This window comes from Herpetosiphonaceae bacterium (assembly GCA_036374795.1).
Classification (GTDB): domain Bacteria; phylum Chloroflexota; class Chloroflexia; order Chloroflexales; family Kallotenuaceae; genus LB3-1.
In genome coordinates this window covers 1-26,819 of record DASUTC010000342.1, presented here as the reverse complement: position 1 = coordinate 26,819, position 26,819 = coordinate 1, and the positions used below count along the sequence as shown (strand labels likewise).

13 protein-coding genes are annotated in these 26,819 nt (G+C 64.0%); 6 read left to right on the top strand and 7 right to left on the bottom strand.

The annotated features are described in order from the left end of the window. Nucleotides 1-1,130: 1,130 nt before the first annotated feature. Entirely contained in the window at nt 1,131-4,661 is a 3,531-nt protein-coding gene (locus VFZ66_26370) for a carboxypeptidase regulatory-like domain-containing protein (GenBank protein ID HEX6292737.1), read from the top strand. A gap of 123 nt (nt 4,662-4,784) precedes the next feature. Here the strand turns inward: VFZ66_26370 and VFZ66_26365 are convergent, their stop codons facing one another. The 7 genes from VFZ66_26365 to VFZ66_26335 all read right to left on the bottom strand — a co-directional run bounded on the left by VFZ66_26365 (nt 4,785) and on the right by VFZ66_26335 (nt 12,099). Continuing rightward, complete coding sequence (locus VFZ66_26365) at nt 4,785-8,045, bottom strand: type 2 lanthipeptide synthetase LanM family protein (GenBank protein ID HEX6292736.1); 3,261 nt, start codon at nt 8,043-8,045, stop codon at nt 4,785-4,787. 100 nt (nt 8,046-8,145) lie between these two features. Next, nucleotides 8,146-8,364 carry a mersacidin/lichenicidin family type 2 lantibiotic gene (locus tag VFZ66_26360; GenBank protein ID HEX6292735.1) on the bottom strand — a complete coding sequence of 73 codons (219 nt, stop codon included), beginning with the start codon at nt 8,362-8,364 and terminating at the stop codon, nt 8,146-8,148. Between the two features lie 66 nt (nt 8,365-8,430). After that, a complete protein-coding gene (locus VFZ66_26355) occupies nt 8,431-8,646 on the bottom strand; it encodes a mersacidin/lichenicidin family type 2 lantibiotic (GenBank protein HEX6292734.1) in 216 nt (71 codons plus the stop codon). Nucleotides 8,647-8,707: 61 nt separating this feature from the next. Then, nucleotides 8,708-8,902 carry a mersacidin/lichenicidin family type 2 lantibiotic gene (locus VFZ66_26350; GenBank protein ID HEX6292733.1) on the bottom strand — a complete coding sequence of 65 codons (195 nt, stop codon included), beginning with the start codon at nt 8,900-8,902 and terminating at the stop codon, nt 8,708-8,710. A gap of 111 nt (nt 8,903-9,013) precedes the next feature. Next, entirely contained in the window at nt 9,014-9,199 is a 186-nt protein-coding gene (locus VFZ66_26345) for a mersacidin/lichenicidin family type 2 lantibiotic (GenBank protein ID HEX6292732.1), read from the bottom strand. Nucleotides 9,200-9,270: 71 nt separating this feature from the next. Continuing rightward, nucleotides 9,271-11,493, bottom strand: coding sequence for a peptidase domain-containing ABC transporter (locus tag VFZ66_26340; GenBank protein ID HEX6292731.1), 2,223 nt, complete (start codon nt 11,491-11,493; stop codon nt 9,271-9,273). A gap of 30 nt (nt 11,494-11,523) precedes the next feature. Continuing rightward, the gene (locus VFZ66_26335) at nt 11,524-12,099 is read right to left on the bottom strand and encodes a hypothetical protein (protein ID HEX6292730.1); all 576 of its coding nucleotides are present in this window, start codon (nt 12,097-12,099) and stop codon (nt 11,524-11,526) included. Nucleotides 12,100-12,840: 741 nt separating this feature from the next. On the opposite strand from VFZ66_26335, the gene VFZ66_26330 reads away from it, so the two are divergent. The 5 genes from VFZ66_26330 to VFZ66_26310 all read left to right on the top strand — a co-directional run. Beyond that, a complete protein-coding gene (locus VFZ66_26330; protein HEX6292729.1) occupies nt 12,841-14,655 on the top strand; it encodes a hypothetical protein in 1,815 nt (604 codons plus the stop codon). 7 nt (nt 14,656-14,662) lie between these two features. Then, nucleotides 14,663-19,309 (top strand): DUF6603 domain-containing protein, encoded by a 4,647-nt coding sequence (locus VFZ66_26325; protein HEX6292728.1) that lies wholly within the window; start codon nt 14,663-14,665, stop codon nt 19,307-19,309. Between the two features lie 254 nt (nt 19,310-19,563). Then, nucleotides 19,564-21,933, top strand: coding sequence for a hypothetical protein (locus tag VFZ66_26320; GenBank protein HEX6292727.1), 2,370 nt, complete (start codon nt 19,564-19,566; stop codon nt 21,931-21,933). A 96-nt stretch (nt 21,934-22,029) separates the two neighbouring features. Next, nucleotides 22,030-25,674, top strand: a complete 3,645-nt coding sequence (locus tag VFZ66_26315; protein ID HEX6292726.1) for a hypothetical protein — start codon at nt 22,030-22,032, stop codon at nt 25,672-25,674. 126 nt (nt 25,675-25,800) lie between these two features. Beyond that, nucleotides 25,801-26,819, top strand: a 1,019-nt coding sequence (locus tag VFZ66_26310; GenBank protein ID HEX6292725.1) for a hypothetical protein, incomplete at its 3' end; no start/stop codon positions are given.

Here is a 26,819-nt window from a genome sequence, read left to right as displayed (position 1 = left end):
AAAGGTACTATGAGGTATTAAAAATTGTTAATCCAGGTGGTATAAGCGTAACGGTTCGTATATATTTTGTAAAGGTAGGGAAATCCCTACTTTTGCGGCTGTGCTGCCCGGCAGCCATGGATCGCGCCCGATGAGCCGCTGCGACTCGGTTGCACAGCAGCCTATGATGGCGGCTGGCTCCATTGGCTACAGTGCCGAACAAAGTGCATTGTGAACTACACGTTCTAAATCTCGTCGCAATTGACGGTTTAAAAGACTTGACAATCGTGCTATACTACGTAACAATAAAGAACTGTTAAGAGCGTGCTCCTTAGCACAGCTACTCGCCTTCGTAACATTTCACAAAACGTTCACCCTCACCGCTCACCAGGATTGAGCTGTACTACGATCACAATCGTGACAACCAAAAAATTAGTGCGCATAGGATTCCTACATCAATTACAGCAGTGGTCCTAACGATCTATCAACGTGTCCCCATCCTGAGTTCATTGTTGGGCTCAAAGGATGCACTCTTGTTCCATGCCATCAACCGCATCATGATGAAGGCCAGTCGATGGGAAAGGAGGTCGGTTAGGTTTCGTCCCTTCTAGCTGTAAGCAAACCCGCCTCTCATAAGCCTACTAACTTGCCCATCCGGGATGTGCGCTAGACAGCTTGTTGACTGAGACTTCACGCGAGTAACCTGTTCAACATGAATTGAGCATATGCTGTCGGTACGCAACAGATCGTCGTAGATCGCGTCGCGCTATTGATTTTGTCTCTTTTCGTCTAACGCATCTGCACCAGTGCAGAATCACGGAGTATGTAGGGAAACACTGATTCTGCATCAGCAGGGGAATGGTTGGGGAGGCGCTGGCCTGACGGCGCGCCAGCAACGTTTATGGCGCTTGAGACACATGATTGATGGTACCGTTCGTGTAGCTGTCGGGCAGTGTTACGTAAGCACTGCGCAGCACGCCAATCTGCCACCCCTTATCTGTGCGCCGGAGATTCGGCACTCTTGGGGCACAGACATACGCAAGAATGGCGCTCCGGGCAGCATCCTGGTCGGGGGAGCCTCAATCACAACACCGCAGAGAACCGACGTACAAGGCCCAGGCTAAGATCCAGCCTGGTCGAGGAGGAATCACATGTACGCCAGTCGTACCTTCCGTTGGAGCACGCTCATGATGATGGCCGTGTTCCTGTTCCCGCTGATCGCATCCGCCAGCCAGCCGACGAAACCGCTGGCGAAGATCGATGCCAAGGTGCTGCAACAAGCTACTGCCAAGAATGAAACCACCTTCTGGGTATTGCTGCGCGAGCAGGCCGATCTCCAGCCTGCCAAGAATATCAAGAGCTGGAAAGATCGCGGCACGTTCGTCGTCGAGCGGCTCCAGGCAACTGCCGAAAAGAGCCAAAGGAACATCCGCTCCCTGCTGCGGGGTCGCAACAAGGATTTCCAGTCCTTCTGGATCGCCAACGCGATTAAGGTGACGGCGGATCAGGCCACGATCAAAGAGCTGGCGGCACAGCCTGAGGTTCAGGAAATTCTGGCCGATGAGCAGCTTCCGGTTCCCGATCCGATCGACGGCAAGGAAGAGCCGCGTCTCGAGGCGATCGAGTGGAACGTCGAGCGTATCGGCGCTTCCCGCGTGTGGACCGATTTCAACGTGCGCGGTGAGGGCATCGTCGTCGCCAACATCGACACGGGCGTGCTGCACACGCACCCGGCGCTGACGAACCAGTATCGCGGTCGGCAGGCCGACGGCACCTTCAACCACAACTACAACTGGCATGATCCGGCCAACGCCTGTAACAACGGACGCACCGCGCCCTGCGACAACAACGGCCACGGCACCCACACCATGGGCACCATCGCCGGCGACGACGGCAACGCCAACCAGATCGGCGTCGCGCCGCGTGTGAAGTGGATCGCCGCCAAAGGCTGCGAGAGCAGCTCGTGCTCGACCTCCTCGCTGCTCTCGTCGGGCCAGTGGATCTTAGCGCCGACCGATCTGAGCGGCCAGAATCCGCGCGCCGACCTGCGGCCCAATGTCGTCAACAACTCGTGGGGCGGCGGCGGCAACAACACCTGGTATCGCGCAACCGTGCAGGCGTGGGTCGCGGCGGGCATCTTCCCGGCCTTCTCCAACGGCAACAGCGGCCCAAGCTGCGCAACCTCCGGCTCGCCCGGCGACTACGCCGAAAGCTACTCGGTGGGCGCGTTCGACATCAACAACAACATCGCCTCGTTCTCCAGCCGTGGCGCTGCAACGCTGGGCGGCATCAAGCCCGACATCGCGGCTCCGGGCGTCAACGTGCGCTCGGCGTGGAACAACGGCGCGTACAACTCGATCAGCGGCACCTCGATGGCCGCGCCGCACCTCGCGGGCGCGGTCGCGCTGATGTGGTCGTCGGCTCCGGCGCTGGTCGGCGACGTCGATGCGACTCGCGCGATCCTCGACCGGACGGCGGTCGACACCTCCGACCTCCAGTGTGGCGGCACGGCGGCCAACAACAACGTCTGGGGCGAGGGCAAGCTCAACGCCTTGGCTGCGGTCGATCAGTCGCCGCGCGGCCCCGTGGGCATGCTCCAGGGCACCGTCACCAACGCGACCTCCGGCGCGCCGATCAGCGGCGTGACGATCCAGGCCGTCGGCCCGTCGACCCGCACCGCGACGACGGACACCACGGGCGCGTACTCGCTGCAACTGCCGGTCGGCGCGTACACCGTATCGACCAGCATCTTCGGCTACCAGAGCGCCAGCGCAAACGCCACGATCAGCGAAGGCGCGGCGACGGTTCAGGACTTCGCGCTGACACCAGCGCCCTCACAGCCGCTCTCCGGCGTCGTCCGCGACACCTTTGGCCTGGCCGTAGCCAATGCCACAGTGACTATCGTCGGCACGCCGATCGCCGCAACGCGCACCGACGCGAATGGCGCGTATAGCTTTGCCAGCGTGCCCGAAGGCGAGTACGACGTGCGCGCCGAGGCGGGCGGCTGCACCACCGCGCAATCCCAGCATGTGATTGTGGACGGTCCCAAGACACTCAACTTCACGCTGGCGCAGCGCTCGGACAGCTTCGGCTACTTCTGCCGCATCGAGAACTTCAACTACATCGAGGCGAGCAACGTGCTGCCGCTGACCGGCGACGACGCCAACCTGCGGGTCGATCTGCCGTTCGCCTTCAACTTCTACGGCCAGGACTACAGCGCGGCGTATGTCGCCACCAACGGCTACCTGAACTTCCTGGCGGCCAACTCCTCGCTGTCGAACGTTGCAATCCCCAGCACGAGCACGCCCAACGGCGCGATCTATCCGTTCTGGGATGACCTCTTCGTGGATGCCTCGTCCAGCGTGCGCACCGAGACGCTAGGCACGTCGCCGAGCCGCCGCTTCGTGATCGAGTGGCGCAACGTTCGCCCGTACGGCGATACGACCCGCCGCATGGACTTCGAGGTTATTCTGCACGAGAACGGGCGCATCCTGACGCAGTATCGCAACCTGGCGAGCGACGGACGCGAGCAGGGCAACTCCGCGACGGTCGGTATCGAGAATGCTACCGGCACAGTCGCGTTGCAGTACTCATTCAACCAGGCCACGCTCAGCAGCGGCCTGGCCGTGCTGTATCGCTTGCCACCGCGCGGCCTCGTTGAGGGCACGATCAGCGACTCCAACGACGGCGCGGGCATCGCCGGAGCGACCGTGCGCGCGCTGCAAAACGGCGCGACGGTCAAGCAGACAACCACCGACGCCAACGGCAGGTATCGGCTGCAACTGCCGGTCGGCGGTTACACCGTCGAGGCATCGGCCACCAACTACACCACCGAGTCGCAGGCGGTGACGATTGGCGAGGACGAGCTGGTGACGCAGGATCTCGTGCTGCACACGGCCCGCGCCAGCGTCAGCCCCAGGGAGCTTGAGGTCATCATTCCGGCAGGTCAGAGCCGCACCAAGCTGCTCTCGCTCTCCAACACCGGTGATCGCGATCTGAACTGGTCGATCAGCTCCGATGCCGCGTGGCTGTCGGCTAGCCCGACCAGCGGCTCGCTCGCTCCGAGCGCGTCCAGCAAGATCGCGGTCACGCTGAGCGCCGCCGATCTGCAAGCGGGCGTCTACAACGGCACGCTGACGATCACGAGCAACAGCGGTCGCCAGCCCTCGCTGCTGGTCGCCGTCCGGCTGATCGTTCCGGCCTACCGCCAGGGCGTCAACAGCGGCGGCGGCAGCTACACCGACGGCTCAGGCGATGCCTGGGATGCCGACCGGCTGTACAGCGCGGGCGGCTGGGGCCACGTCTATAAGAGCGGCGGCGTCGACACCACCAACAGCGCCATCGCCAACACCGAGGACGATGCGCTCTACCAGAACTCGCGGCGCGGCACGAACGAGTACCGCTTCGACAACGTGCCCAACGGCGTCTATCAGGTCGAGCTGCGCTTCGCCGAGATCAAGCCGCTCAACGGCAACAAGCGGATCTTCGACGTGACGATCGAAGAGCAGCCCACGCTGGTGGCGTATGACATCACCGGACGGGTGGGCAACTACGCCGCCGACGATCACAGCTTCCTGGTGACTGTGACCGACGGGCAGCTCAACATCCGCGTGGCAACCCGCCGTGGCTACGGCGAGGCCGTCATCAACGCGCTGCGCGTCACACAGCGCCCGGACAAATAAGCTCGTCTAACATCGGATAGCAGGAGGCCCCGCGTCATGCGGGGCCTCGGCTTTTGTGTGGGAGGGTTTTATGATTGGACCGTAGGTGTACGGCGTGTCGTGCTCAGGGCATGATGCTAAACCTTACAAAATAATCGGGATCAAACGGTTGGGGCACGGCGGCGCGAGCACCAGCACCGCAGGCACCCGCTCCGGCGCTGCCAGGCGCAGCAGCCCGTAGCCGATCCCGGCCAGCCCGGTCATCAGGCCCGGCGACTCGACGCCCAGCGGGATACCGGAGAGCCAGCCGTTGGCATCGATGCTTTCGACGATCATCGACGCGAGCCGCCGCGTCTCGGCCTGCCAGTGCGGATCGACCAGCTTCTCGCCAGCATGGAGCAGCAGCTCAAGATTGCCGAGATCGCCGTGGCAGAGCGAGTGATTCAGGCCGAAGCCATGCTGACGAGTGGCGTGCAGCGCCGCCTCGATCTCACCGCGCAGCGCGGCATCGTCAAGATGGGGCAGCAGGTGCAGGCGCGACAGCCCGATGCCGGGAGCGCCGTGGCACCAGGCCAGCATAAACCGCGCGCCCGGCTCCTCGGTTTGATCGGGCGCTTTCTTGACGCGCATATCGGGCCAGTTGCCGCGCTCAGGCACGAACAGGCTGCGCTCATAGGCCAGCGCGTCGAGTGCCGCCGCACGAAAGCGCTCCGCGCCGCTTGACAGCGCCAGCTCGTGCAGCGCGAGCGCGATGCCCGCCGCGCCATGCGAGAAGCCTGCCATCGGCTGCGCGGCCATCTGCGGCACAGGCCAGCCGATGCCCCGCTCCATCGGCTGCGCGGCGGCTAGCAGATGATCGCCGCACTGCACCGCCACGGCCAGCGCCCGCTCGGAGCCGGTGCAGCGGTGCAGGCCGAGCAGCGCCGGAATCGCACCAGCCGCGCCCGATATGATGTCGAAGTGCGTATCGCCGTCGAGCAACCGCGCCACCTCGGCGACCAGCGCCTCCGCCTCAGCCAGCAGCTCCGGCTGCGACCACAGCACGCCCAGGTGGGTCAGAGTGTAGATGATGCCGCCCCAGCCGTTGAAGCCGCCGATCAGCGTGATCGACGACCGATCGCGCTCGATCTGACGGCGCAGCGAGGTCAGCGCGGCCTGAGCCAATGCCGTGTAGCGCGGCTCCGCGACGGTCGCGCCCAGATAGCCCAGGAAGAGCGCGACGCCGGGCAGGCCGCCGTACAGATCCACGCTCAGCGGCACCAGCGTCCAGAGGTTGTTGCGCTCAATCGTCAGGCCGATCCAGCTCGCATCATCGTCGCCGCGCAGCGCCAGCGCGTCCAGCCGATCGCCGACCGCCCGCGCCGCCGCCACCAGCCGATCGCGCTCGACCGGCTGGTGCGACTCGGCCAGGTGGTAGTGCGGGCGCTGATCTTGATCGAGGTTGATTGCCAGCGTTGCCAGCGAGGCGCGAACGAACCAGAGCTGCTGCTTCAGATCGTCCTCGCTCATCTGCCGAAGGCGGCGACGCACCAGCGCCAGGCCCGGCTCGTCGAAGAACTCGGCGATGCACTCGTCGGCGCTGCTCCAGACATCGCGCGAGTCGGGACGCGATGTAAACATCGGAATATCACCGCGCAGCAGATCGTCGCGCTCGGCGGCGATCAGCCGCGTGAGATACGGTCGCTGGTCCGCTCCCACCCACAGCCGATCGAAGTGGCGGTCACGATCGAGCGCGCTGCGCAGCAGATCGGGGTGGAAGCTTTCACGCAGCAGCAGGGCGTAGGTGCGCGTCGGACGCATGATGATTCGTATTTCGTCGTGCGCAAAGCGAGCCAGCGAGCCGTCGTCGGCCAGCAGCGCGGCGCGCTCCTGAAGCAGCAGGCGATACATCGCCGTAAATCCCGCGACGATCGCATCGGTGTACTCCAGCAGGTCCACATGCGCCCCGTTCAACGAGGGCCGATTATGGCCGCCCTGCATCGCCATGCGCTTGCGCGCCAGGCGCATCTCATCGGTGCCGACGCCCTCCCAGTAGGGCATCGCGAAGGGCGAGAGCTGACCGGCGGCAGATCCAAGCCCGCTCAGATCGACGCCTTCCGCCTCGTCGTTGCCCCACAGCCGGTACGGCAGCAGCCCGACGCGCAGCACCGATCGGGCCATCGTATCGCCCGCCAGCTCATCGGACTGTCGCAGATCCAGGCCGCCGGAGCGCGGATGAAACAACGACTCGAGATCGATCAGCACGGGATGCTCACCGGCGGCGATCAGATTCTCGAAGTGAAAATCAGTCGCTTCCAGGCCATACAGCAGCGCCAGATACGCGCCCTGGCGCTCGTAAAAGCGGCGGATCTCTTCGACGGTGGAGCAGCCAGCGGCGGCGACATACTCGACCCAGCCATAGCGCTGGCGGTCGAGCACCCGCAGCGTGCGAAACGGCGGATGCGTCCCGCGCCGGTTGAGCCATGTCAGCAACTCCTGAAAATGCACATCGACCGCCATCGAGCGCGGCTTGTACACAAGCTCAAAGCCCGACGCGAAGGTCGCGATCAGCACGGCGCGACCGCCGCGATGCCGATCGCCAGCGCCGCCGTCGATCTGCGTCAGCGTGCCCGGATCGCGATCCGAGCAGAAGGTAGCGCGAATCGCGGACCAGTCGGCGCAGAGCCGCTCCAAAAATTCCAGGTTGACGGCGACCCAGGTGTTGATCCGGAGGATGAGCTGACGCGCCAGCACCGCGTACTCGCGCAGCAGCGGCAGCACGCTGTCGTGCTGCTGAAGACGCTCAAGAAAGCTTTGAAAGCGCTCGTTGGCCGTATCACCTCGCAGCCCGCCTTGCAGCCGGGCCACGTTCAGCTCCAGCACCAGCGTGCGGCTGATCATCGAGATAAGCTGCGTCGGAAGCTGCGCGTAGAGCGCGGCCTCGATCGCGCCAGGATCGAACGGCAGGACAGCATGGGCTGCTGCCAGCGCCGCAATCCCCGCGCGCAGCCGGTGGCGGCCCTGGCGGATCAGCGGCTCGATCGCGATCAGAAAACGGGCCGAGTCCTGGCTTTGTAGCGCTGCGGGAAGCTCGACCGGCTCGGAGGCTGCGCCCGGCATGTATGCCTGGGCAAGCTGAAGCAGCCACGCCGGAGGATCGGCGCAGCGGTCGCGCACGGCGGTGATCGGCTCGCCCAGCAAGCAGCGCAGATCGTCCTCGTCGATGCCATCCAGCGCCAATCGCTCCGCAAAAAGCGTCTCGTCGGCAAACGGCGATTGCGACCGCCAGCGCTGCAAGCGGCGCTCGGCAAGCTCGGCCTTGACCTCGGCGGATGCGCTGGCCTGTGCTGCGCGCCGCGCCGCGATGCGCTCGGCCAGCGTCAGCGCGTGATACCAGTCGGGATCTTGAAACCAGGATTGACTCACGTTGACTCCTCGACGATGCCGGTGAAGTGATAGGTGAAGTGATAATCGACGCGCATGGCAGTGCTCTACCATGCGCGCCAGTCGCGGCGATCAACTGACCTTACGCGCAAACATAGTCCGTACAGGTTTCCCTGCGGCAGTATGATGAGCACGCGCGCCAATCTTCGGTATCGCAGCCGCCCGCTGCCAGGCCCAGCTCTTCGTCGGTCAGCTCGACCAGCCCGGCGGGATGCTCCGGCAGCGCCGCGCGCTCCGTCTCGCTCAGGCTCGCGCGATACTCTTCGTCTTTCCAGGCGCGGATGATGTTTTCGATCGACATGGGGTTGCTCCCTCGCGCGGTACAGCGCGTGATTCAGAAGAAACACGTGGCACAGCCCGGCTTACGCTAGCAGGCGCCGTCCGTGCAGGTTTCAACTCGGCAGAACGACGAGCATGCCCGCCAGTCGCGGGTATCGCAGCCGCCCGCCGCCAGATCCAGCTCTTCATCGGTCAGCTCGACCAGCCCGGCGGGATGCTCCGGCAGCGCCGCGCGCTCCGTCTCGCTCAGGCTCGCGCGATACTCCTCGTCTTTCCAGGCGCGGATGATGTTTTCGATCGACATGGGGTTGCTCCTTGTTGTGCTATGCAATGACTTCAACGATGATCGATCCGACGGAAAAGCCCTAGCAGCAATCGGTCGAAATGACGGTGCAGACGACCAGATCGTTGGGATTACCACCGGCGACGACACCCAGATCCTCATCGGCGAGCTCGACCAGCCCGGCGGGATGCTCCGGCAATGCCACGCGCTCCGTCTCGCTCAGGCTCGCGCGATACTCCTCGTCTTTCCAGGCGCGGATGATGTTTTCGATCGACATGGGGTTGCTCCATAGGGCTTGACAAGCGTCGTTGATTGCCGGCTTCGACCTTCCGCAGCAAGGCCGAATCACGGACGAACGGGGCTACTCGATTGATTCCCGCTGGTGGAGCTAGGACTCGACCGGGCAGGTGTACCAGGTGCCGGTCCACGCGCCGCCCGCCGCCAGATCCAGCTCTTCATCGGTCAGCTCGACCAGCCCGGCGGGATGCTCCGGCAGCGCCGCGCGCTCCGTCTCGCTCAGGCTCGCGCGATACTCCTCGTCTTTCCAGGCGCGAATGATGTCTACGTTGGACATGCATACCTCCTTATTGCTGTGTACGATGTATGGTCACGGCCTGCTGCGGACAGGCCGGAAGACCCAAAAGGTTATACGCCGGGAGCGCGGACATGCGGCTCAGCCGCCTCCGGCTGCTGGCCCTGCGCCAGCGCGGTGTAGTAGCCGCCACGCGCCAGCAATTCGGCGTGCGTTCCGCGCTCGACGATCGTGCCCTGGTCCAGCACCAGGATCAGATCGGCGTTACGGATCGTGCTCAGGCGATGGGCGATCACGATCCGTGTGCAGCGCAGCGCGCTCAGATTGCAATCGACCTGCGACTCGGTCAGTACGTCGAGATGGCTGGTTGCCTCGTCCAGCACGAGCACGGCGGGATCGTGGGCCAGCGCGCGGGCAATCGCGAGGCGCTGGCGCTGACCGCCTGACAGGCCGTTGCCGCCCTCGGTGATCAACGTCTCGTAGCGCATCGGCAGCGCCATGATCTCATCGTGGAGCGCCGCCCGCCGCGCCGCCGCGATCACCTCTTCGAGGCCGATGCTCGGATCGTTGAAGGCAATGTTGTGCCGGATCGAGCCGCTGAAGATGAAAGAGTCTTGCAGCACGACGCCAAACTGGTTGCGCAGCGAGCGGTAGTTGAGGCGCTGCAACGGGATGCCATCGTACAAGATCTCGCCGCCGGTCGGCGGGTAGAGGCCAATCAGCAGCATCGCCAGGGTGGTCTTGCCCGACCCGGTGCGCCCGACCAGCGCGACTTTCTGGCCGCGCTCGATCGTCACCGAAATATCCCGCAAGACGGGCGGGCCGCTGCGATCGTACTGGAACTGCACGCCGCGCACGTCGATCCGACCCGTGAGACGCGGCGCGATCTGGACCGCCTGAACATCCTGCTCAGGCTCGGCCTCGATCACATCGGCGATGCGCTCCAGGTGCGCGCCGACCAGTTGCAACTGCCGCCCCGTCGACACCAGCGAGGCCAGCGGCGTGAGAAACGCGATCGCGAGCGTGTTCAGCGCCAGCATCGTGCCGAGCGTCAGCGTGCCGTCGAGCACGCGCGCCGCGCCGAACCACAGCAGGATCAGCGGCGCGAGCGTCCTGAGCGTCATCATCGCCGTATCGACGATCGCCGACAGATGATTGCGCCGCACGGCGATATTCAGATGGCTCCAGAACAGATTGGACCAGTGATCGAGCGCGCGCTCTTCGACGCCTGCGGCCTTCAGCGCGGCGATGCCCTTGAGCGCCTCGACCAGATAGCTCTGCGACTCGGCCTCGGCGTAGAGGTCGCGCTGCATCAGGCGATGCATCCAGGGCGTCGTGCCGAGCAGCGTCGCGATCTGAAGCAGGCCGATCGCTAGCACCAGCAGCCCAAACGATGGAGCCTGCGCCAGCAGGATCGCCAGATAGACCACCACCAGGCTGCTATCCAGCAGCATCGAGAGCGTCTGGCTGGTCAGCGTCTCGCGGATCAGCGCGTTACTGCCGAGACGCATCAGCAGATCGCCGCTGGTGCGCTGCTGAAAGAACTGAAATGGCAGCGTCAGCAGATGCTCGAAAAACCCAAGCATCAGCCGCGAGTCGAGGCGCGTCTGGACGTAGAGCAGCAGCGCGGCGCGCAAGTAGCCGACCACAAGCTGCGCCAGCACCAGAAAGACGATGCCGATGCCCAGGATCGACATGACATCAGCGATGCGCAGGGGCAGGATCGTATCGACGAGCGCCCTGGTGAGCGCGGGCACCGTCAGCCCCAGCGCTTGCAGCAGCAGCGAAACCGCGAGGATCTGGAACAGCACGCCCGCGATGCCGGGGATCTGAAACAGATGCCTGACATAGCCACGCCATGACGTGCGCGGCGCTCCCCGGCGCTGCGCGAACTGCACGCCTGGCTCGAAGGTCAGCGCCACGCCCGTAAAGTGCTCATCGAACTCGGCTGCCGTCAGGCGGCAGCGCCCTAGCGCCGGATCGACGATCTCCACCGTGCGTGGCGTCCAGCGCTCGACCACCACGAAATGTTTGAAGTCCCAGTGGACGATCGCCGGGAGCGGCACGTGCTCGAACGCCGCCGGTTCGAGCGAGTACGCCTTGACGCGCAGGCCAAATTGTCGCGCCACTTTTGCCAGCGTCAGCGCAGTTGTGCCGTCGCGGCCAATCGCGCACAGATCGCGGCACTCGGCCACGCGCGTCTGCCGCCCGTAGTAGCTCAGGATCATCGCGAGACACGCCGCGCCGCACTCGACCGCGCTCAACTGCAACAAGACCGGCACCCGTCGCCGTCCCAGGCGGCTCGTATGGGCGCGCAGCTTACGGAGCAGGCCCATGCTCGGTTCCCGATCGTTGCTCGCCATGCGCTAGGCCCCCAGCAGCGGGCCGAAGACCGGCAGAAAGGACAGCACTCGCCGCGATCCGACAGCGGTATCGATCCGATAGCGGCTGCCGATGTAGGCCGCAGCGGGCAGATCCGATGGCAGATCAAGCCGTGCCAGCGCCACCGCCGACGGTCGATCGGCAGAGTGGGCCACGCCCTCGTGCCACGCATAGCGCCGCTGGATCTCGGCGGGACTCGTGATCGTCGGCTCGATGGAGATGAGCGCGCCGGTGATCGGCTGGCTGGCCCGATCGGCAGAGGTGACGACCACCGACTGTCCGGGGCGCAACCGGGGCAGTGTGTCGGGCGGCAGAAGCACCACCGCCGTCACAGCATGGCCGCTGCTGGCCGCTTCGAGCACGACCGCCCGACCGGAGGCATAGATCGGCACCTGGACGAGCCATGCCGCTCCGGCGCTGCCGACGAGGCATGCAGCCAGCAGCCAGAGCCAGAGAAAGGTGCGTGGAGCGATCAGCCGGGGTAATACCGCTTGATCGCTGCGCTCCGCGTAGCGACGCACGGCGTCGGCGCGAAAGATCGGGCGTGGAGGCTGGCTCATAGCTTTTGGATCGCGGATCGTTGCATGCGGATGATGGATGCTCCCGTCCCAAAGGCACGTGCCAGAGCTTTGGCTACAGCCTGGCGGTGGAACGTGTCGTCTGGGAGCGCGGGATCGAGATGCGCAAGGCCGGATGGCTGTGTGCCACTACGCGGCGGCAATAGACAGCGACGAATGGGTGTAGTATTTTACAAGTCTTTGACATTGTACATGAGATACGAGGCCGGGTCAAGCCAGACGCGGCCCGCGATTCGCACATCTATTCGGTGGATCGTGAGCGGATCGAGCCGGGATACTGACCGAATGAACGAGCCGAAATTACTCCAATCTCGGCTATTGTATTTCGAGCACATTTGTGATAGCCTGTAGCACAGCTATGCCTGCCCCCCTGTTGATAGCGATGCGCGCAGCTCGCTCAGGATCGCCTGATTCGATCCGCACTGCTCTGTAACCCGTCAGACGATAACGACCCGGCCAGATCCGATGCAACGCTGACCCCGCACCATGGCAGCATCGGCAGGCGGCGCACGGCGACATGGTCGCAGCCAGCATAGAGGCCCCTACATCCTATCTTGCATCGCGCGGTCGCTTCCGATGACAGAGATCGGCTTAGACTCTTATTATGTCAAGATCAAGCCCCACATGCGGGGTTTCTGCCACGATCCGGTGGCGACGCACACCTCCTGAACTACATCAGCGCTACACGAAGGCCAACGTAGTACAAAGCTGGAGGGCTTTTGTATGCCGACGATCAATGTCCTCTACTGGAACATCCAAAATTTTGGCATCATGCCCGGGAGCGGCTACAAAAACAGCTATGATCCGCTCTGCGGCTTCATCGCCGCCGTCGCCGATCTGGTCCAGGCCGATATTATCTGCATCCAGGAGCTGCGGCAGGCCGCGATCCTGAACAACGACCTGCAACGGCTCCAGCGGGAGCTGTGCGCGCTGCCCGCGCCGCGCAACAACTGGTACTACGACTGGATCAAGGGCGCGGTCGGCACCGACGGGGCGGTTGCCGTCGCTCCCTTCAACCTGGCGGCTCACCTGGATTGGGACTCCGCGCACTACGAAGGCTACGCGATCTTCTGGAATCAGAACCTTGCCAAGTTCAAGGTCCAGGCCTCCCCGCCGATCACCACACCAGCCGGAGGCGGCCCCTTTGCCAACAGCCAGTCGCAGACAGTGCGTGGGCGCGGCAGCGTTGTTTTTGGCGCGCCGCCCGCCGTGCCGCTCTTCGGCATAGGCGTACCGGCAGGCGGCATTGTCGTGCCCCCAAATCCGGCCTTTACGTTGCCAGTCGGCACTACCGCGCCCGGCGGAGCAGGCATCAACAACGGCGGCCCGATGGGTCCGGTGGTGCTGGCCGCAGGCGCGGTGCTCGGAGCGGCAGCCAACGTCAACGGCGGCACGGTCTTGCCCGTGGGCACGCTCATCGGCGCTGCCGGGGTCCAGCTCACGGCCCCGTTCATGAACATCAACCCGGTGGTAATCCCCGGCAACTACACGCTGACGGAGCCGCTGACGCTGCCAGCGCCCGGATCGGTCGTCGTTCCTGAGTACGGCTTAAGCCTGGTGCTCATGGGCCGCGACACACGCGGCGGTGGCGTCAATCCGGCTACTCTTAACGGCGACGTCAGCGGCGCGACCGCCAACTTCAATCCTGCTGCCGCCCACCCCTGGCAATATCTGTACTTTACGCGCGGAGCGGGAATGCCCGCCGCGATGCGCGGGTGCAGACGACCGTCGTATATCACGATCGACGTGAACCGCAACCCGCCCGTAGCGGCAGCGCAGCGCCTCGTGCCGGTGATCATGTACCACGCGCCGTCGGCGGCTCCGGCCTCGTCGTCGGGCATGCAGCGGGCAGCCTACTCGCGCGAGCTGTACCAGGCGTACGATCCGGGTGCCGCAGGCTGGATCAACAACACCTTTGCCGTGCTTGGCGGCGACTTCAACGTTGCGACCGACTCGGTGGCCTATGCCTACAACGCTTTTTTGCAAGGCTTCGGGCTGGGCGGCGCGAACTGTGTGGCGCGAGTCTACAACGCCGCGCCCGCGCCGACTCCGGCTATTCCGGCTCCGACCCGCGCCGACAACGTGCTGAATAAATCGACCGCCCAGGTCAACAATCCGCCGGTCGGGGGCGGCCCCGTGATCAACGCGGCGACCAACGCCTATCGGCTGCTGGCGATCGACAACGTCTTCTACCGGGGCTTCGGGGGCGGCCTGGCACCGGCACCCGTGCCCGCCGGGATCTACGATCTGCTCACAGCCGTGACGGGCGCTGCCGCCGCGTTCAATATGCCTGCCGCCAGCATCATGCCCTTCGCCAATATCCCGATCTTCAACCAGCACTGGAATATTGCCTGGGGTCTTGCGCCCGGCCCCGGCCCGGCTACGCCCAATATTCAGAGCATTAACAACTTTGTCTTCGATCTGGGCGGCGGGCTTTTTGCGGGAGCGGGAGCCGTCCCACCGGCGCGGAGAGCGGCAGAGTTTGTTCACCTGTGCGTCAGCGACCATCTGCCCGTGCTCTTTACGATGAACCTGTGAGGCCTTGATGAACGGAAGCGATATTAAGAACAAGATCGATCCGTATGCTCCGGGCGGTCACTTGACGCTGGATACCACCAACACGCTCGGCTCTCCGGGCATCAATACGCTGCTCGGCAGCTTCTTCGGCGGCAAGCTGGTCGCCACACTGGGCGATCCGCAGATCGGTACGAGCAATGTAGTCTACCCCAGCGCCGCGCTCGCAACCCAGGGCTTCGCGCTCTACGGGAAGCAGACGACGATCCCGGCGACGATCACGTTTTACGCCGACAGCAGCAGCGTGATCCAGTGCACCGTGCAGGCGAACATCCCTGATCCCTATGGCTTCGGCGATAGCTTTCCGGTCGTCGCCGGTCTGACGAGCAATCCGATCAACAGCCTCGGCCTGTCGAAGCCCGTCTACACGCTGGACTCAACCTTCGCCGCCAGCACCACCCGCTTCCAGTCGAGCATCCTGACGAATGCCGGGCTGCTCCAGATGCTCGCCGCGATCCTGGGCCAGAATCTGACGATCAGCGGGGACGTGCCCATCACTGAGGTCAGCGGCAGCTTCTATCCTGAGTTCAACGTGCAGAGCAGCGCCATCAAGTCGCCGTCGATCAGCGGCTTTGAGCTGGATCTGTTCTTCAACGTGCGGAGCAAGCTGTTTCAGGATCAAACGCAGGGCGGCGCTGCCCGGCTGCTGACCAGCATCGATATAACCACGGAGCTGATAACGCCCGCGCTGACGCTGCCGATTGTGATCTCGATGACCGACAGCAACCAGACGATCTTGCCGGTGCGCCTCGATCTGACCAAGCCAGCGCCCTCGATCTCCAGCCTGGATCAGATCTCCGGCCTGACCAAGAGCGGCAGCCCGGCCAGCCAGATCAGCGCCGACACGCCGATCGGCACCCTCTCGCTGGACAGCCTCAGCTTTGTGCTGGATACGCAGAGCAGGCAGATCACCGACCTGCAAATCGGCATTCACCTGGGCACCAATTGGACGATCGTCGATAACATCCTGGCGCTCAATGGCCTAACCGCCGTCTTCCAGATCCCATCGCCGCTCAACCCCGATCCCAAGCAGATCTCGGCGACCGTCACCGCGCAGCTTCAGGTCGTCACCGCCGCGATCGACGCCTACATCCAGTATCCCGACAAGGTCGTCGGCGCGCAGCTTGCCTACGGCAGCGTGATCGACATCAACGACTTCATCCAGACCTTTGCCAGGGGTGTCACACTGCCGGGCAATAGCGATCTCCAGATCTACGAGCTGGACCTGTTCGCCAATATCGACCAAAAATCGTACGGGCTATCCTGCCAGGCGATCGGCACGCTGACGGTGATCCCGAACTTTGTCATCGAGCAGCTTAGCTTTTCGGTCGAGTACTCCGGCGGCAGCGTCTCGCTGGCCTTTGGCTGTTTATTCGCCATCGCCGACGCCCAGTTGTATCTGGCGGTCAGCGAAACCGACGCCGTCTGGACCTTTTCGGGCGGCACCTACCAGCAGCAGAACATCAATCTCTCCGACCTGGTGGCCGATCTGCTGAAGATCTTCGGCGTGCAACTGCCCGGCGATCTGCCCAAGATCATCCTCAGCAAGCTGGAGCTACAACAGTACGAGACGAAGTACAGCTCGTTCTCGTTTCAGGCGGCGATCGGCTACTTCAACGAGGACGATCCAATTCTGAAGAAGATCACCGGCGCATGCACCATCGCGCGCGACCAGCAGGGCGCGTGGTCGGGGAGCGTTACCGGAACGATCGAGATCGGGCAAAATCTCTTCACCGTCGAGTACGATTTCAAGAGCAGCCAGCAGCTCACGCTCTCCTGGCAGGCGACCGGCACGGAGACGTTTGGCATCGCGTCGCTCTGCGATCTGATCGGAGCCAAGCCGCCGGATATTCCGCCGGGGCTCGATCTTGGCCTCAAGCGCGCCTCGATCAGCTACAACCTGACCAGCAAACAGCTCACGCTGGCGGCGACCTCGGTCAACTACGGCCAGGCCGTCTTCGTCATGACCACGGTCCAGCAGAAGACGGTGTATGTCTTCGGCGTGGATGTGCCGCTGCATGTCACCCTGGCCGACATTCCGCTGGTCGGCGGCGAGCTGCCCGACGCCGATCAGCTCGGCATCAACGACATCGGCTTCTGGCTGCTCTCGGATACGCTGCTCAAGGCCGGCGTCGAGCAGGTCAACACGGCGATTAACGCGATCCCCGGCGGCGGCTATCCCACGCTGCCCGACCGCGATCTGACCTCGACGATTACGCTGCAAGGCTCGCTGCTGCTCGGCAAGGATAGCGTCGCGCTCGACCTGACGATCGGCGGCTCGACGCAGCCCGTCAGTGGCGGCGGCGGCACGAACGTCCTGGCGACCAGCGCTAGCACGAGCACGACCGCCCTGGCGACCACGGGCGCTGCGGCTGCCGCGCCGCCCGCCGACAACACCAAGTGGTTCAACGTCCAGAAGACCTTCGGCATCTTCTCCTTCAAGCGCATCGGCATTCTCTACCAGGACGACGGCACGCTCTTTATCGTGCTCGACTCGGCGATCGTGCTGGGGCCGCTGACCTTCTCGATGGACGGACTCGCGCTCGGCTCGCCGCTGACCCACTTTTCGCCCGCGTTCCATCTCAGCGGCCTCGGCCTGGCCTACAACCAGCCGCCGCTGGAGATCATGGGCGCGTTCTTCGCCGTTCCCGCCAAGCAGCTCGCCCCCGACACCGCCTACCAGTACGATGGCCTGGCCGTGATCAAAGCCTCCCAGTTCAGCTTCTCCGCCATCGGCTCGTATGCCCAGCTTGCCAGCTCCGGCGAGCCATCGCTCTTCGTCTTTGCGCAGGTCGAGGGAGCCTTCGGCGGACCGCCCGCCTTTTTCATCACCGGGATCATGGCGGGCTTCGGCTACAATCGCGCGCTCCAGATCCCGGCTCAGGATGAGGTCTTTGGCTTTCCACTGCTGGTGCTGGCTCAGCCGCCCGCGCCCGGCCAGCCGATCGCGGAGCAAGATCCCTCGCATGTGCTGGACATTCTGGAAGGCCGCCAGCCGATCAAGCAGGGCGGCACGCCCAAAGCCTGGATCGCCCCGCAGCACGGCGAGTACTGGCTCGCGCTCGGCATCGAGTTCACCTCCTTCAAGCTGGTCAACTCCAAGGCGCTGCTGATCGCCCAGTTCGGCACCGAGTTCGCGCTGACGCTGCTCGGCCTCGCCACGATGCGCCTGCCGCAGGGCGCGTCCGACGCGCTAACCTATGCCTATGTCGAGCTACAGCTTGAGGCCACGCTCAAGCCGCAGGAGGGCATCTTTGGCCTGACGGCGGTGCTCAGCCCCAACTCGTATGTGATCGCCCCGGCCTGTCATCTGACCGGCGGCTTTGCCTTCTTTATCTGGTTCGGTCCCAATCCCAACGCCGGGCAGTTCGTGATCACGCTCGGCGGCTACCATCCCGCCTTCTCGCCGCCGTCGTACTTCCCGCAGGAGCCGCGCCTGGGCTTCAACTGGGCGGTCAGCGATCTGGTGACGATCAAAGGCGAGGCCTACTTCGCGCTGACCACCTCCTGCGTGATGGCGGGCGGCGGCCTGCAAGTGCTGTTTCATTCCGGCAACCTGCGCGCCTGGTTCACCGCGCAGGCCGATCTGCTGATCTCGTGGCGTCCCTTCTTCTTCATGGCCTCGATCGAGGTCAGCATCGGCGTCTCCTACAAGCTCGATCTGGGCTTCGTCAGCAAGACGCTCTCGCTCTCGCTCGGCGCTTCCGTCAAGCTGTGGGGACCGCCGACCGGCGGCACCGTGCGTGTCCATCTGTGGGTCGTCTCGTTCACCGTGGCCTTCGGCTCGGACAACGCCGGGCAGGCCAACACGCCGCTGCCCTGGCCCGAGTTTCAAAACCTGCTGCCCCCACAGAACGATGTGTGCAAGATCACGGCGGGCAATGGCCTGCAAAAGTCGATCGACGACACAACGCAGCCGGGCGCGAAGGTCTGGGTGGTGCGCGCCACGAGCTTCAGCTTCGCCACCGAGTCGGCGATCCCGGCCAGCCAGGTGACGTACGGCAGCGCCGGGACGAATGCGGCAGCGAGTCAGAACGTCGATACCGGCTTTACGCTCAACATCCGCCCGATGAACACGCAGAGCGCGCCCTCGACGCACGCGATCACGATCCAGAACCGCGACGACGGCAGCTATGTCGATGTCTCGACTTGGAGCCCGACCATCGCCAAGCGCAATATGCCGGAGTCGCTGTGGGGCGCGCCGCTGAAAGACGCCAAGGGCAACTTTACGCAGCTCCCACCGCAGGCCACCGCCAACACGATCGCCAGCGCGCCGGTCGGCAGTGTGATCCAGCTTCCGCCGCCGCAGCTTGGGCCGACGACCGGGCTGGTGACGCTGAGCGAGCTCGCCTACGAGCCGGTGTCGGCGATCGATGGGCAGGCTCCGCTGAACACGACCATGCCGCTCTCACCGGACTATCTGCCGACGTTCAACGACACAACCGTCGGCGCGATCGAGCAGATCATGAGCGGCACGGCGCAGCAGAATCGCACCAGCATTTTCAACGCGCTCACCACCGCGAAGCTCTACAGCGGTCCCAGCGGCGACTTGAGCCAGATGGCGCAGCAGGCCCAGCAGCTCTTCAGCGACTCGCCCTTGCAGGTTTCGTCGGGGTGATCCGATGGAACAAAGGGGCCAGAGACAAACAAAGAACAAAGAACAAAGAACAAAACGAAGGAACCAAGAACCGGGTGCCATGCCGGGGTACCCTTTGGGTCTGGCACCCGGCGCACCAAGAACCGAGGGAAGAACGAAGCACTAGGAATTCTCTGCTCCCCCTCTCCTATCACAATGGGAGAGGGGGTGGCGCGGCAGCGCCGGGGGTGAGGGCCTGAACTTGAAACTTGAAACTTGGAACGCAGGAGTACACGATGACCAACCAGCCTCCTGATATACCGGTCGGCGACATTCAACTGTACGATAACTACATTCCTCCGATGTACAGCGGAGATTATCTGATCACCGTCACGCACACGCTTCAGGGCATCCAGACGGGCGATCCCCATTCGCCGCAGCAGTTTCAGGCTAGCGCGACCCAGCGCTTTGTGGTCAGCGCGCCGCAGTTCACGGTCGATCCGAGCGAGGTGCTCAACATGTACCCGCCCGATGGCAGCCTCGGACAGTTCGCCGATGTGCTGCCGCATGTCGTGCTGACCGAGCCGCTGCTGCCCTGGGAGCGCAAGATGCCCGACCGCGCCGATCCGTGGCTGGCGCTGCTGGTCTTTCAGGAAGACGAGCTGATCGACGACGCGAGCGCGACCAATGGACGGCCCGGCTCGCCCACGCACACGATCACTACGACGGTCGGCGATTTCCTGGGCCTCGGCAGCCAACTGCTGGTCCCGTCGATCACCAAAGAGGACGACATTCCCGACGATCAGGTCTGCACGTACATCAAGCTGAAAACCTCGGTCTTCCAGAGCGTCACGCCGCGACTGGCCGAGATGCCGTTTCTGGCGCATGTGCGTCAGATCAACACCGGCGATAAGTCGATGGACGGCGTCAACGAGCATGGGATCTTCTCGGTGGTGGTGTGCAGCCGCTTCCCGGCGATCGATACGTCGGAGACTAATCCGGTGGCCGTGCGCAACGTGGTCCATCTCGTGTCGATGGAGGGCCTGACCCAATACCTGGTCGACAATCCGGTCTTTACAAAATCGGGCAAAAACGACGGCAGCACGGTCTACGATACGATCGCGCTGCTGTCGCTGGCAAGCTGGACCTTTCAATGCCTGCCCGATCCGCGCGAGAACTTTCAGGGCTTGATGCTCAATCTGCTGGCTCAGGAGTACGACGCGCAGAGCAAGCAGCATCACCCGGCGAATCTGTGGCTGCGCCTGCCGCCGCCCAGCCTCGACACGAGCGTCGCGGCCAATGCCGAGGTCGTCAGGCGCATCGGCGATGGCTACGTCGCGCTGCCGTATCACACGCGCACCGGAGAAGATACGTTCGCCTGGTATCGCGGGCCGCTCGCGCCGCTGCTGCCGACGCCGCTCCAGAAGCCGGGGCCGTTCCTGACCGCCGACGCCGCGCTGATCTACGACAATACCAACGGCATCTTCGACTGTTCGCTGGCGGCGGCCTGGAACATCGGGCGTGGCCTCGCGCTGTCGGATAAGTCCTTCGGGCAGGCGCTGCTCGATTTCCGCCGCCGGGCACATCGGCTGACCGATCAGCTTCAAGATCGGCTGGATCGCGATCACTTCGACACGCCCGACGACATCAGCCAGCTTGCCCAGGACAATCTGCTTCAGACGCAGTTTCTCAACGCGCTGGATACGCAGTTGGTTCAAGACATCGGGACAAAGCCCGTCACGCCGGGCACGCCTCCGGCTCCGCCAGCCGCCGACGATACCGATCCCAAGACCGCCGTCGAGAACTTCCTGGCCGATCCCGGCAATCAGCAGGTGATCGTGCAGATGGTCAAGGACGATCTCGATCCGATCGCCCAATGGCTGGCGCGGCTGCTGCTGCTCTATCCGCTGCCCTTCGACTATCTGGTGCCCGATCCGAACATGCTGCCGATCGAGTCGCTGCGCTTCTTCTACGTCGACGACAACTGGACCGGCGCGCTGCTCGACGGCGCGCAAAGCCTGGGGCTGGAGTCCAGCCGCCAGACCTTCTTCTACCAGATGACCAGCGGGCTGATCGAGGAGGCGGCCTTCGAGGCGGCCAAGGTGCTGCGCGACAGCCTGCGCGGAGTCGATCCGTCGCCCGGTCCTGAGGGCGAGACAGTGATCAGCGGCCTGCTGCTGCGCTCGGCGCTGGTATCGGGCTGGCCCAATCTGTCGGTGCGGCCCTACAACGCCGACAAAGCGCTGCTGAAGATCCTGCGCATGGATCATCTCGCGCCCGACGTGCTGCTGTGCCTGTTCCTGGGCGTTCCCATGCAGATCCAGCTCAGCGAGCCGCAGGAGGGCTTCAGCTTCGGCATCGACGAGCAGGGCGCGGTCGAGCTGCGCAACCTGATGCCGCCGCAGAAATCGGGCGATCCGCTGCTGGGACAGGCGCTCAACAAAACGTTTCAGATCCGCGATCTCTCAGGCCAGCAGGCGCTCTGTATGCGGCCCAACAGCCGCGTGCTGAATCTGGCTCCGGCCTCGGCGGACGGGCTGATCCAGCAGTTGCAGGCGCAGCTCAAAGCCGCAGGACAGCAGCTTAGCAGCTTCGGCCCCGCAGACTTCGCGATCCAGATGGTCAAAGGGCTGGAAGAGCTGATGTTTGATAGCCAGACGAGCTAAGCGAGAACAAAGAACCACGAAACAAAGAACAAATCCGATCGGAATGCTTTGTGCTTTGTTCTTTGCTTGTCTGTTCTGCCAATAAGGAGCAACAACGTGACCACTCCTCTGATCGTGCCTGTGGCGCTGGATGCGCTGGTCGTCAATAGCGCGTTTCAGGGCAAGCAGGGCTTCCGGCAATGGGTCTTCAACTACAAAGCCCTCAGCAATTTCACCAGCCCTGAGCCGGAGCCGACCCAGGGACAGGGCACCTTTAAGCCGCCCGCGCCGGGCGTGTACCTGCACTGGACGCTGCCCGACGCGCTGCGGCACGGGACGCAAGACCCTGCCAGCAGCCAGAGCATCGCGATCGGCTACCCGCCCGTGCCCAATCGCTGGCTGATCGTGCGGCTGAACGGAGCGGGCCAGCGCGCGGCGACCGGCTGGGTGGTCGAGAGCGACTGTCCCAATCCCGACTCGCCCTCGCTCTATCTGGTCGACGCGCAGATCATCCAGATGTGGCTCCAGAGCGCCGATCCCAACCGCAACCAGACGACCTTGCAGCCGAACGCAACGGCGCCGCAGGTTGCCGCGCTCGGCAGAAGCTTTCCGCTGGCGGGCTGGTCCGAGCGCGCCGCGAGCGCGACGTTCCTGACGGCGGTCGCGCCCGGCAATGTCGCCTTCAGCATGTACCAGCCGCACTGCCAGAATATTTTTTCCTTCTACGACGACCTGAGCGGCATCGACAGCGATGTCGTGAGCTATCTGGTTGTCGGGTGGTACTCCAAGGCGCAGGACGATATTCTGGCCGCCTGGCCGCAAAACACCCAGTCGCAAGACCCGTACGGCGATCTGCTCCAAAGCCTGGGCTGGAACGTCGTGGGCGGCTCCGAGACACAGGCCACCAGCAGCCTGTACGAGGGCATGAGCTTCGGCATCCCGTGGTCGCGCAGCGGAGCCGCGCCGCCGACGCCGCTCGACTCGATGCAGAACAACGTGCATGTCGCGATCGGCAACAACACGATCGATGCGTTTACCGCGCTGGTCGCCAAGCAGCTGGCGGACAGCGGCAGCACCGACGCGGCCTTTGTCGATCTGTTGCAGGCGTTCCAGTACGGCCTGCTGCCAGTGATGGAGCAGGTCAACGGCGATGAGCTGCTGCGGCTCCAGATCCACCAGGCGTGGTTCGGCTCCAAGGCGGGCGGCTACCGCTGGACGATCGTGCCCAAACAGTCGGACGGCTCGGCAGCGGTCGATCTCACAGACGACGAGGCCGCCTGGCTGCTGGAGCTGAACAACAACCAGGCAATGCTCGACGACGCGCTCAAGGGGCTGAACAGTCTGCAATGGAATCTGTACGCGACGTGGTGGAAATGGCAAAAAGGCGAGGCCGAGTCGATTATCGTGCCGCCCGACGGCTTCGACTCCGACAAATATAAGCAGGCCGTGCAGCAGGATCTTCCCGCCGCGCTCAGCACGAGGTTGCAGACAATCCAGGGCTTGCTCGCCAAGGTGCCGCAGCCGGTCTACGCTTCCGGCAACACGCCGGAGATGGCGCTCGATCAGGGCATTGCTGCCTTTGCCCAGCAGAAAAATCTCTCCGCCGATAAGCAGCTCAAGGCCATCGCCGCGCCGCGCTACTGGCGCACCGCCGATCCGGCCTTTGTGCTCTCCGGCGTGGAGCCCGCGCCGCTGCCCGATCCAAGCGTGGCGCTCGATTGCCGCCTGGCGACGCATCTGGTGACGGGCTTCATGGCTGGCGGCAAGACTGTGAACGCCGCTGCGGTCGGCGCGGCGCTGCCCACGCTGCCCAACACCTCGGCGCTGCCCGCCGAAGTCGGCGCGCTGCTGCAAGAGTTCTTCTTGCTCGACCCGACCAGCGCCGCCTGCATCGCGAGCGCGAGCGGCGTGTCCGCCGATCAGGTTGCCGCCGTGATGCAGGCCCACGATCCGGCGACGTACCAGGGATCGCTGCCCGCGCTGACGCTCTCGACCTGGAAGCAGCAGCCGTGGACCGCGATGTTCATGGAGTGGCAGGTCGGCTACATCGATATTCCGTACCAGACCAACAGCCAGCCCAACTGGAGCTTCGACGGCAAGGACTATCACTTCAGCGGGCCGTTTCCCGCAGGCGCAACGCCGCAGCAGCGCGTGGTCGGAGGGCGGTCGCTGCTCAGCCCTGAGGCGCAGTTCAACTTTGGCGCGCAGCTCCAACGCTTTCTGGATACATTCGTCAGGAGCAATCCCAACCCGCCCAAGACCGGCGCTGAGCTGCAAGCGCTGTACGATCAGATCGAGGCGCTCGACCACTGGCGCTTCATGTCGCAGGCGCTCACCGGCTTCGGCGATCTGCTGGCGCTGCGCGATACCCGCGCCCAGACCGCGCCCGACTCGTCGATCGCGGGGCAGGTGGGCGATCAGACGCATATGGTGCCCTACATTCCCAACGGCCCGGTCTATGATTTCCTGGGCGTGCGCCAGGGGCAGCTCTTCATTCAAGAGCTGATCGTCTATGATTCGTTCGGGCAGGTGTTGCAGGTCGTCGGCGGCACGGGCACGACCGATCCGCTGAACTACGCGCCGATCCTCGACCAGAGCCTCAAGCTCGATAAGCCAGTGATCCAGCAAAACGCCTTCCGCTTCGCGCAGCTTCCGCCGCGTGTGCTTCAGCACGGTCGGCTGGACTTTCAACTGATCGACGGCGGCGACGACAGCAAGATCATCGGCCTCAGCGCGGGCGCTAATCCGATCGGCGGCTGGGTGCTGCCCAATCACCTCGACAACAGCATCCTGCTCTACGCGCCCGACGGCACCAGCCTGGGCGAGTTCCGCCTGCTCGAAAACGATCAGGGCGGCAAGAGCGCCGCCTGGCAGCCTCCCGCTCACAGCACGATCACGCTCGCCGATGTGGCGCAGCGCGCGCCGCACCTGGCCCAGATGATCGGCGATCCCGGCATCAAAGATCCGGCGGCGTTTCAGACCTTCCTCCAGGTGATCGACGAGACGCTGTGGACGATCGATCCGCTCGGCAATCGCGACGACCAGAACCTTTCGGTGCTGATCGGGCGTCCGCTGGCGCTGGTCCGCGCCCGGCTCCAGTTCCTGCTGGACGGCGATCCGATCGGCAATCTCACGCCCTGGGAGGTGACGTATCCCGCGCCGCAGCCGGAGTTCATCGGCTATAACTTCGCGATCCGTCTCGGCGATCAGCCGACGCGCCAGGATGGGCTGATCGGCTACTTCACCGGCAGCAGCTACGGCACCTTCAACAGCGTCTATCTGCCTGAGACTACCGCGCAGCAGAGTTATGTCAAAGTGATCGGCCCTGTCGGGCAGGTCGGAGGAGGCAACTATCTTCAGCTTCAGTTCAACACCGCAAGCACGATCTACGTGACGATGCTCGTCGATCCGCGCGCCAGCGTCCACGCGGTCACAGGTATTCTGCCCGCCAAGCTGCTGGACATTCCCGCGCAGTTCGTCGACGGGCCGCTCTCGAACATGCAAGTCACCTTCCGCATCGGCCCGCTGCTGACCAACATGCAGCCGTCGCCGATGACCGGCGATCAGCCGGTTCCGCCCCACGACCAGGCGATCAGCTATCCCTTCCCCGCCGAGCAGAACGGCGTGTGGTCTTGGTGGGAGCAGAATACCGGGTACGACCTGATCCGAACGACGCCGAACGCCCGGCTGAAGGATCTTCCCAATACGCTGCGGGAAGGCTTCTTACAGCTCGTGACCAATCTACAGCAGAAGAGCTCATAGGGAGAACAGATAAACAAAGAACGAAGAACGAAGAACAGAACAAGAGAACAAAAGAACAAAGGAACAAAGGCTTAATGGCTTGTTCTCTTGTTCTCTTGTTTCCTTGTTCGCCACAAGGAGGATCGAGTGTCATACGCTGCTAACACGCCTCCCCCGTGCCTGCTGACGTATCAGTTCTCGACGCAGCCAGCGCCGATCCAGGCCAGCACGGCCAACGTCGGCAGTAATGCGCGGATCAACGTCTGGGTATCGAGCGGCGGTACCAGCATCTACTGCAACAAAATCACCATCGCCGTGCCGATCGGCCCGACGAACACCGACCTGAGCGAGAACACGCCCAGCGTCACGCCCAATACCACGCGCTGGGTGATCAGCAGCATGGAGATCAAGTCGGGGGCCGAGCTGGGCCTGGATGCCGAGGCCAGCTATGCCATTTTCTACATCGACTGTGTCTCAAGCGAGTACTACCTGATCAACTACGATCTGGTCTTCAGCATGCTGGTCCAGCCCGTCAACTCGGCAGCGCCCGGCGACTTCCAGTACATCGTGGTGGAGAATTCGGGCACCACCAGCGATCCGAGCCAGTTCCAGCAGCGCCGCAACGCCTATACGCTGCATAAAGACACGCCGCAGCTCTACCTCAACAACTTCGTTTCGACATCGGCTTCTTCCGCCAAGAACACCGCGCCGCGCAGCGTTTTTGCCAACGGCGAGGCGATCCGCCTGATCTGGGAGAGCAACGGCTCCAGCTTCAGCCTGTATGCCGCCGGTCAGAGCGCCCCGATCTACAGCGGCAAGGATACGGCCTTTGTGCTTGGGAGCGGGCTGACCAATACGACGACCTTTACGCTGCTGGCGACGATGTCGAGCGGCCAGGAGTTCGAGTCCGGTTCCACGACGCTCTCCGCCACGCTGGATATTACGATCAGCAACCCGGATGTCGCGCCCAGGTCGGCCACCGCCGATACGCTGAGCGTGGTTGGACCCAGCACGCTCAAAGGCGATGCCACGCTTGGCAATGCCACTGTCGGCGGTACGCTGACCACCAGCGGCGCGGCCAATCTCAACGGCAGCACCACGCTCGCCAATCTGACGGTCAACGGCGCGAGCACGCTCAAGGGCGATGCCACGCTCGGCAATGCCAC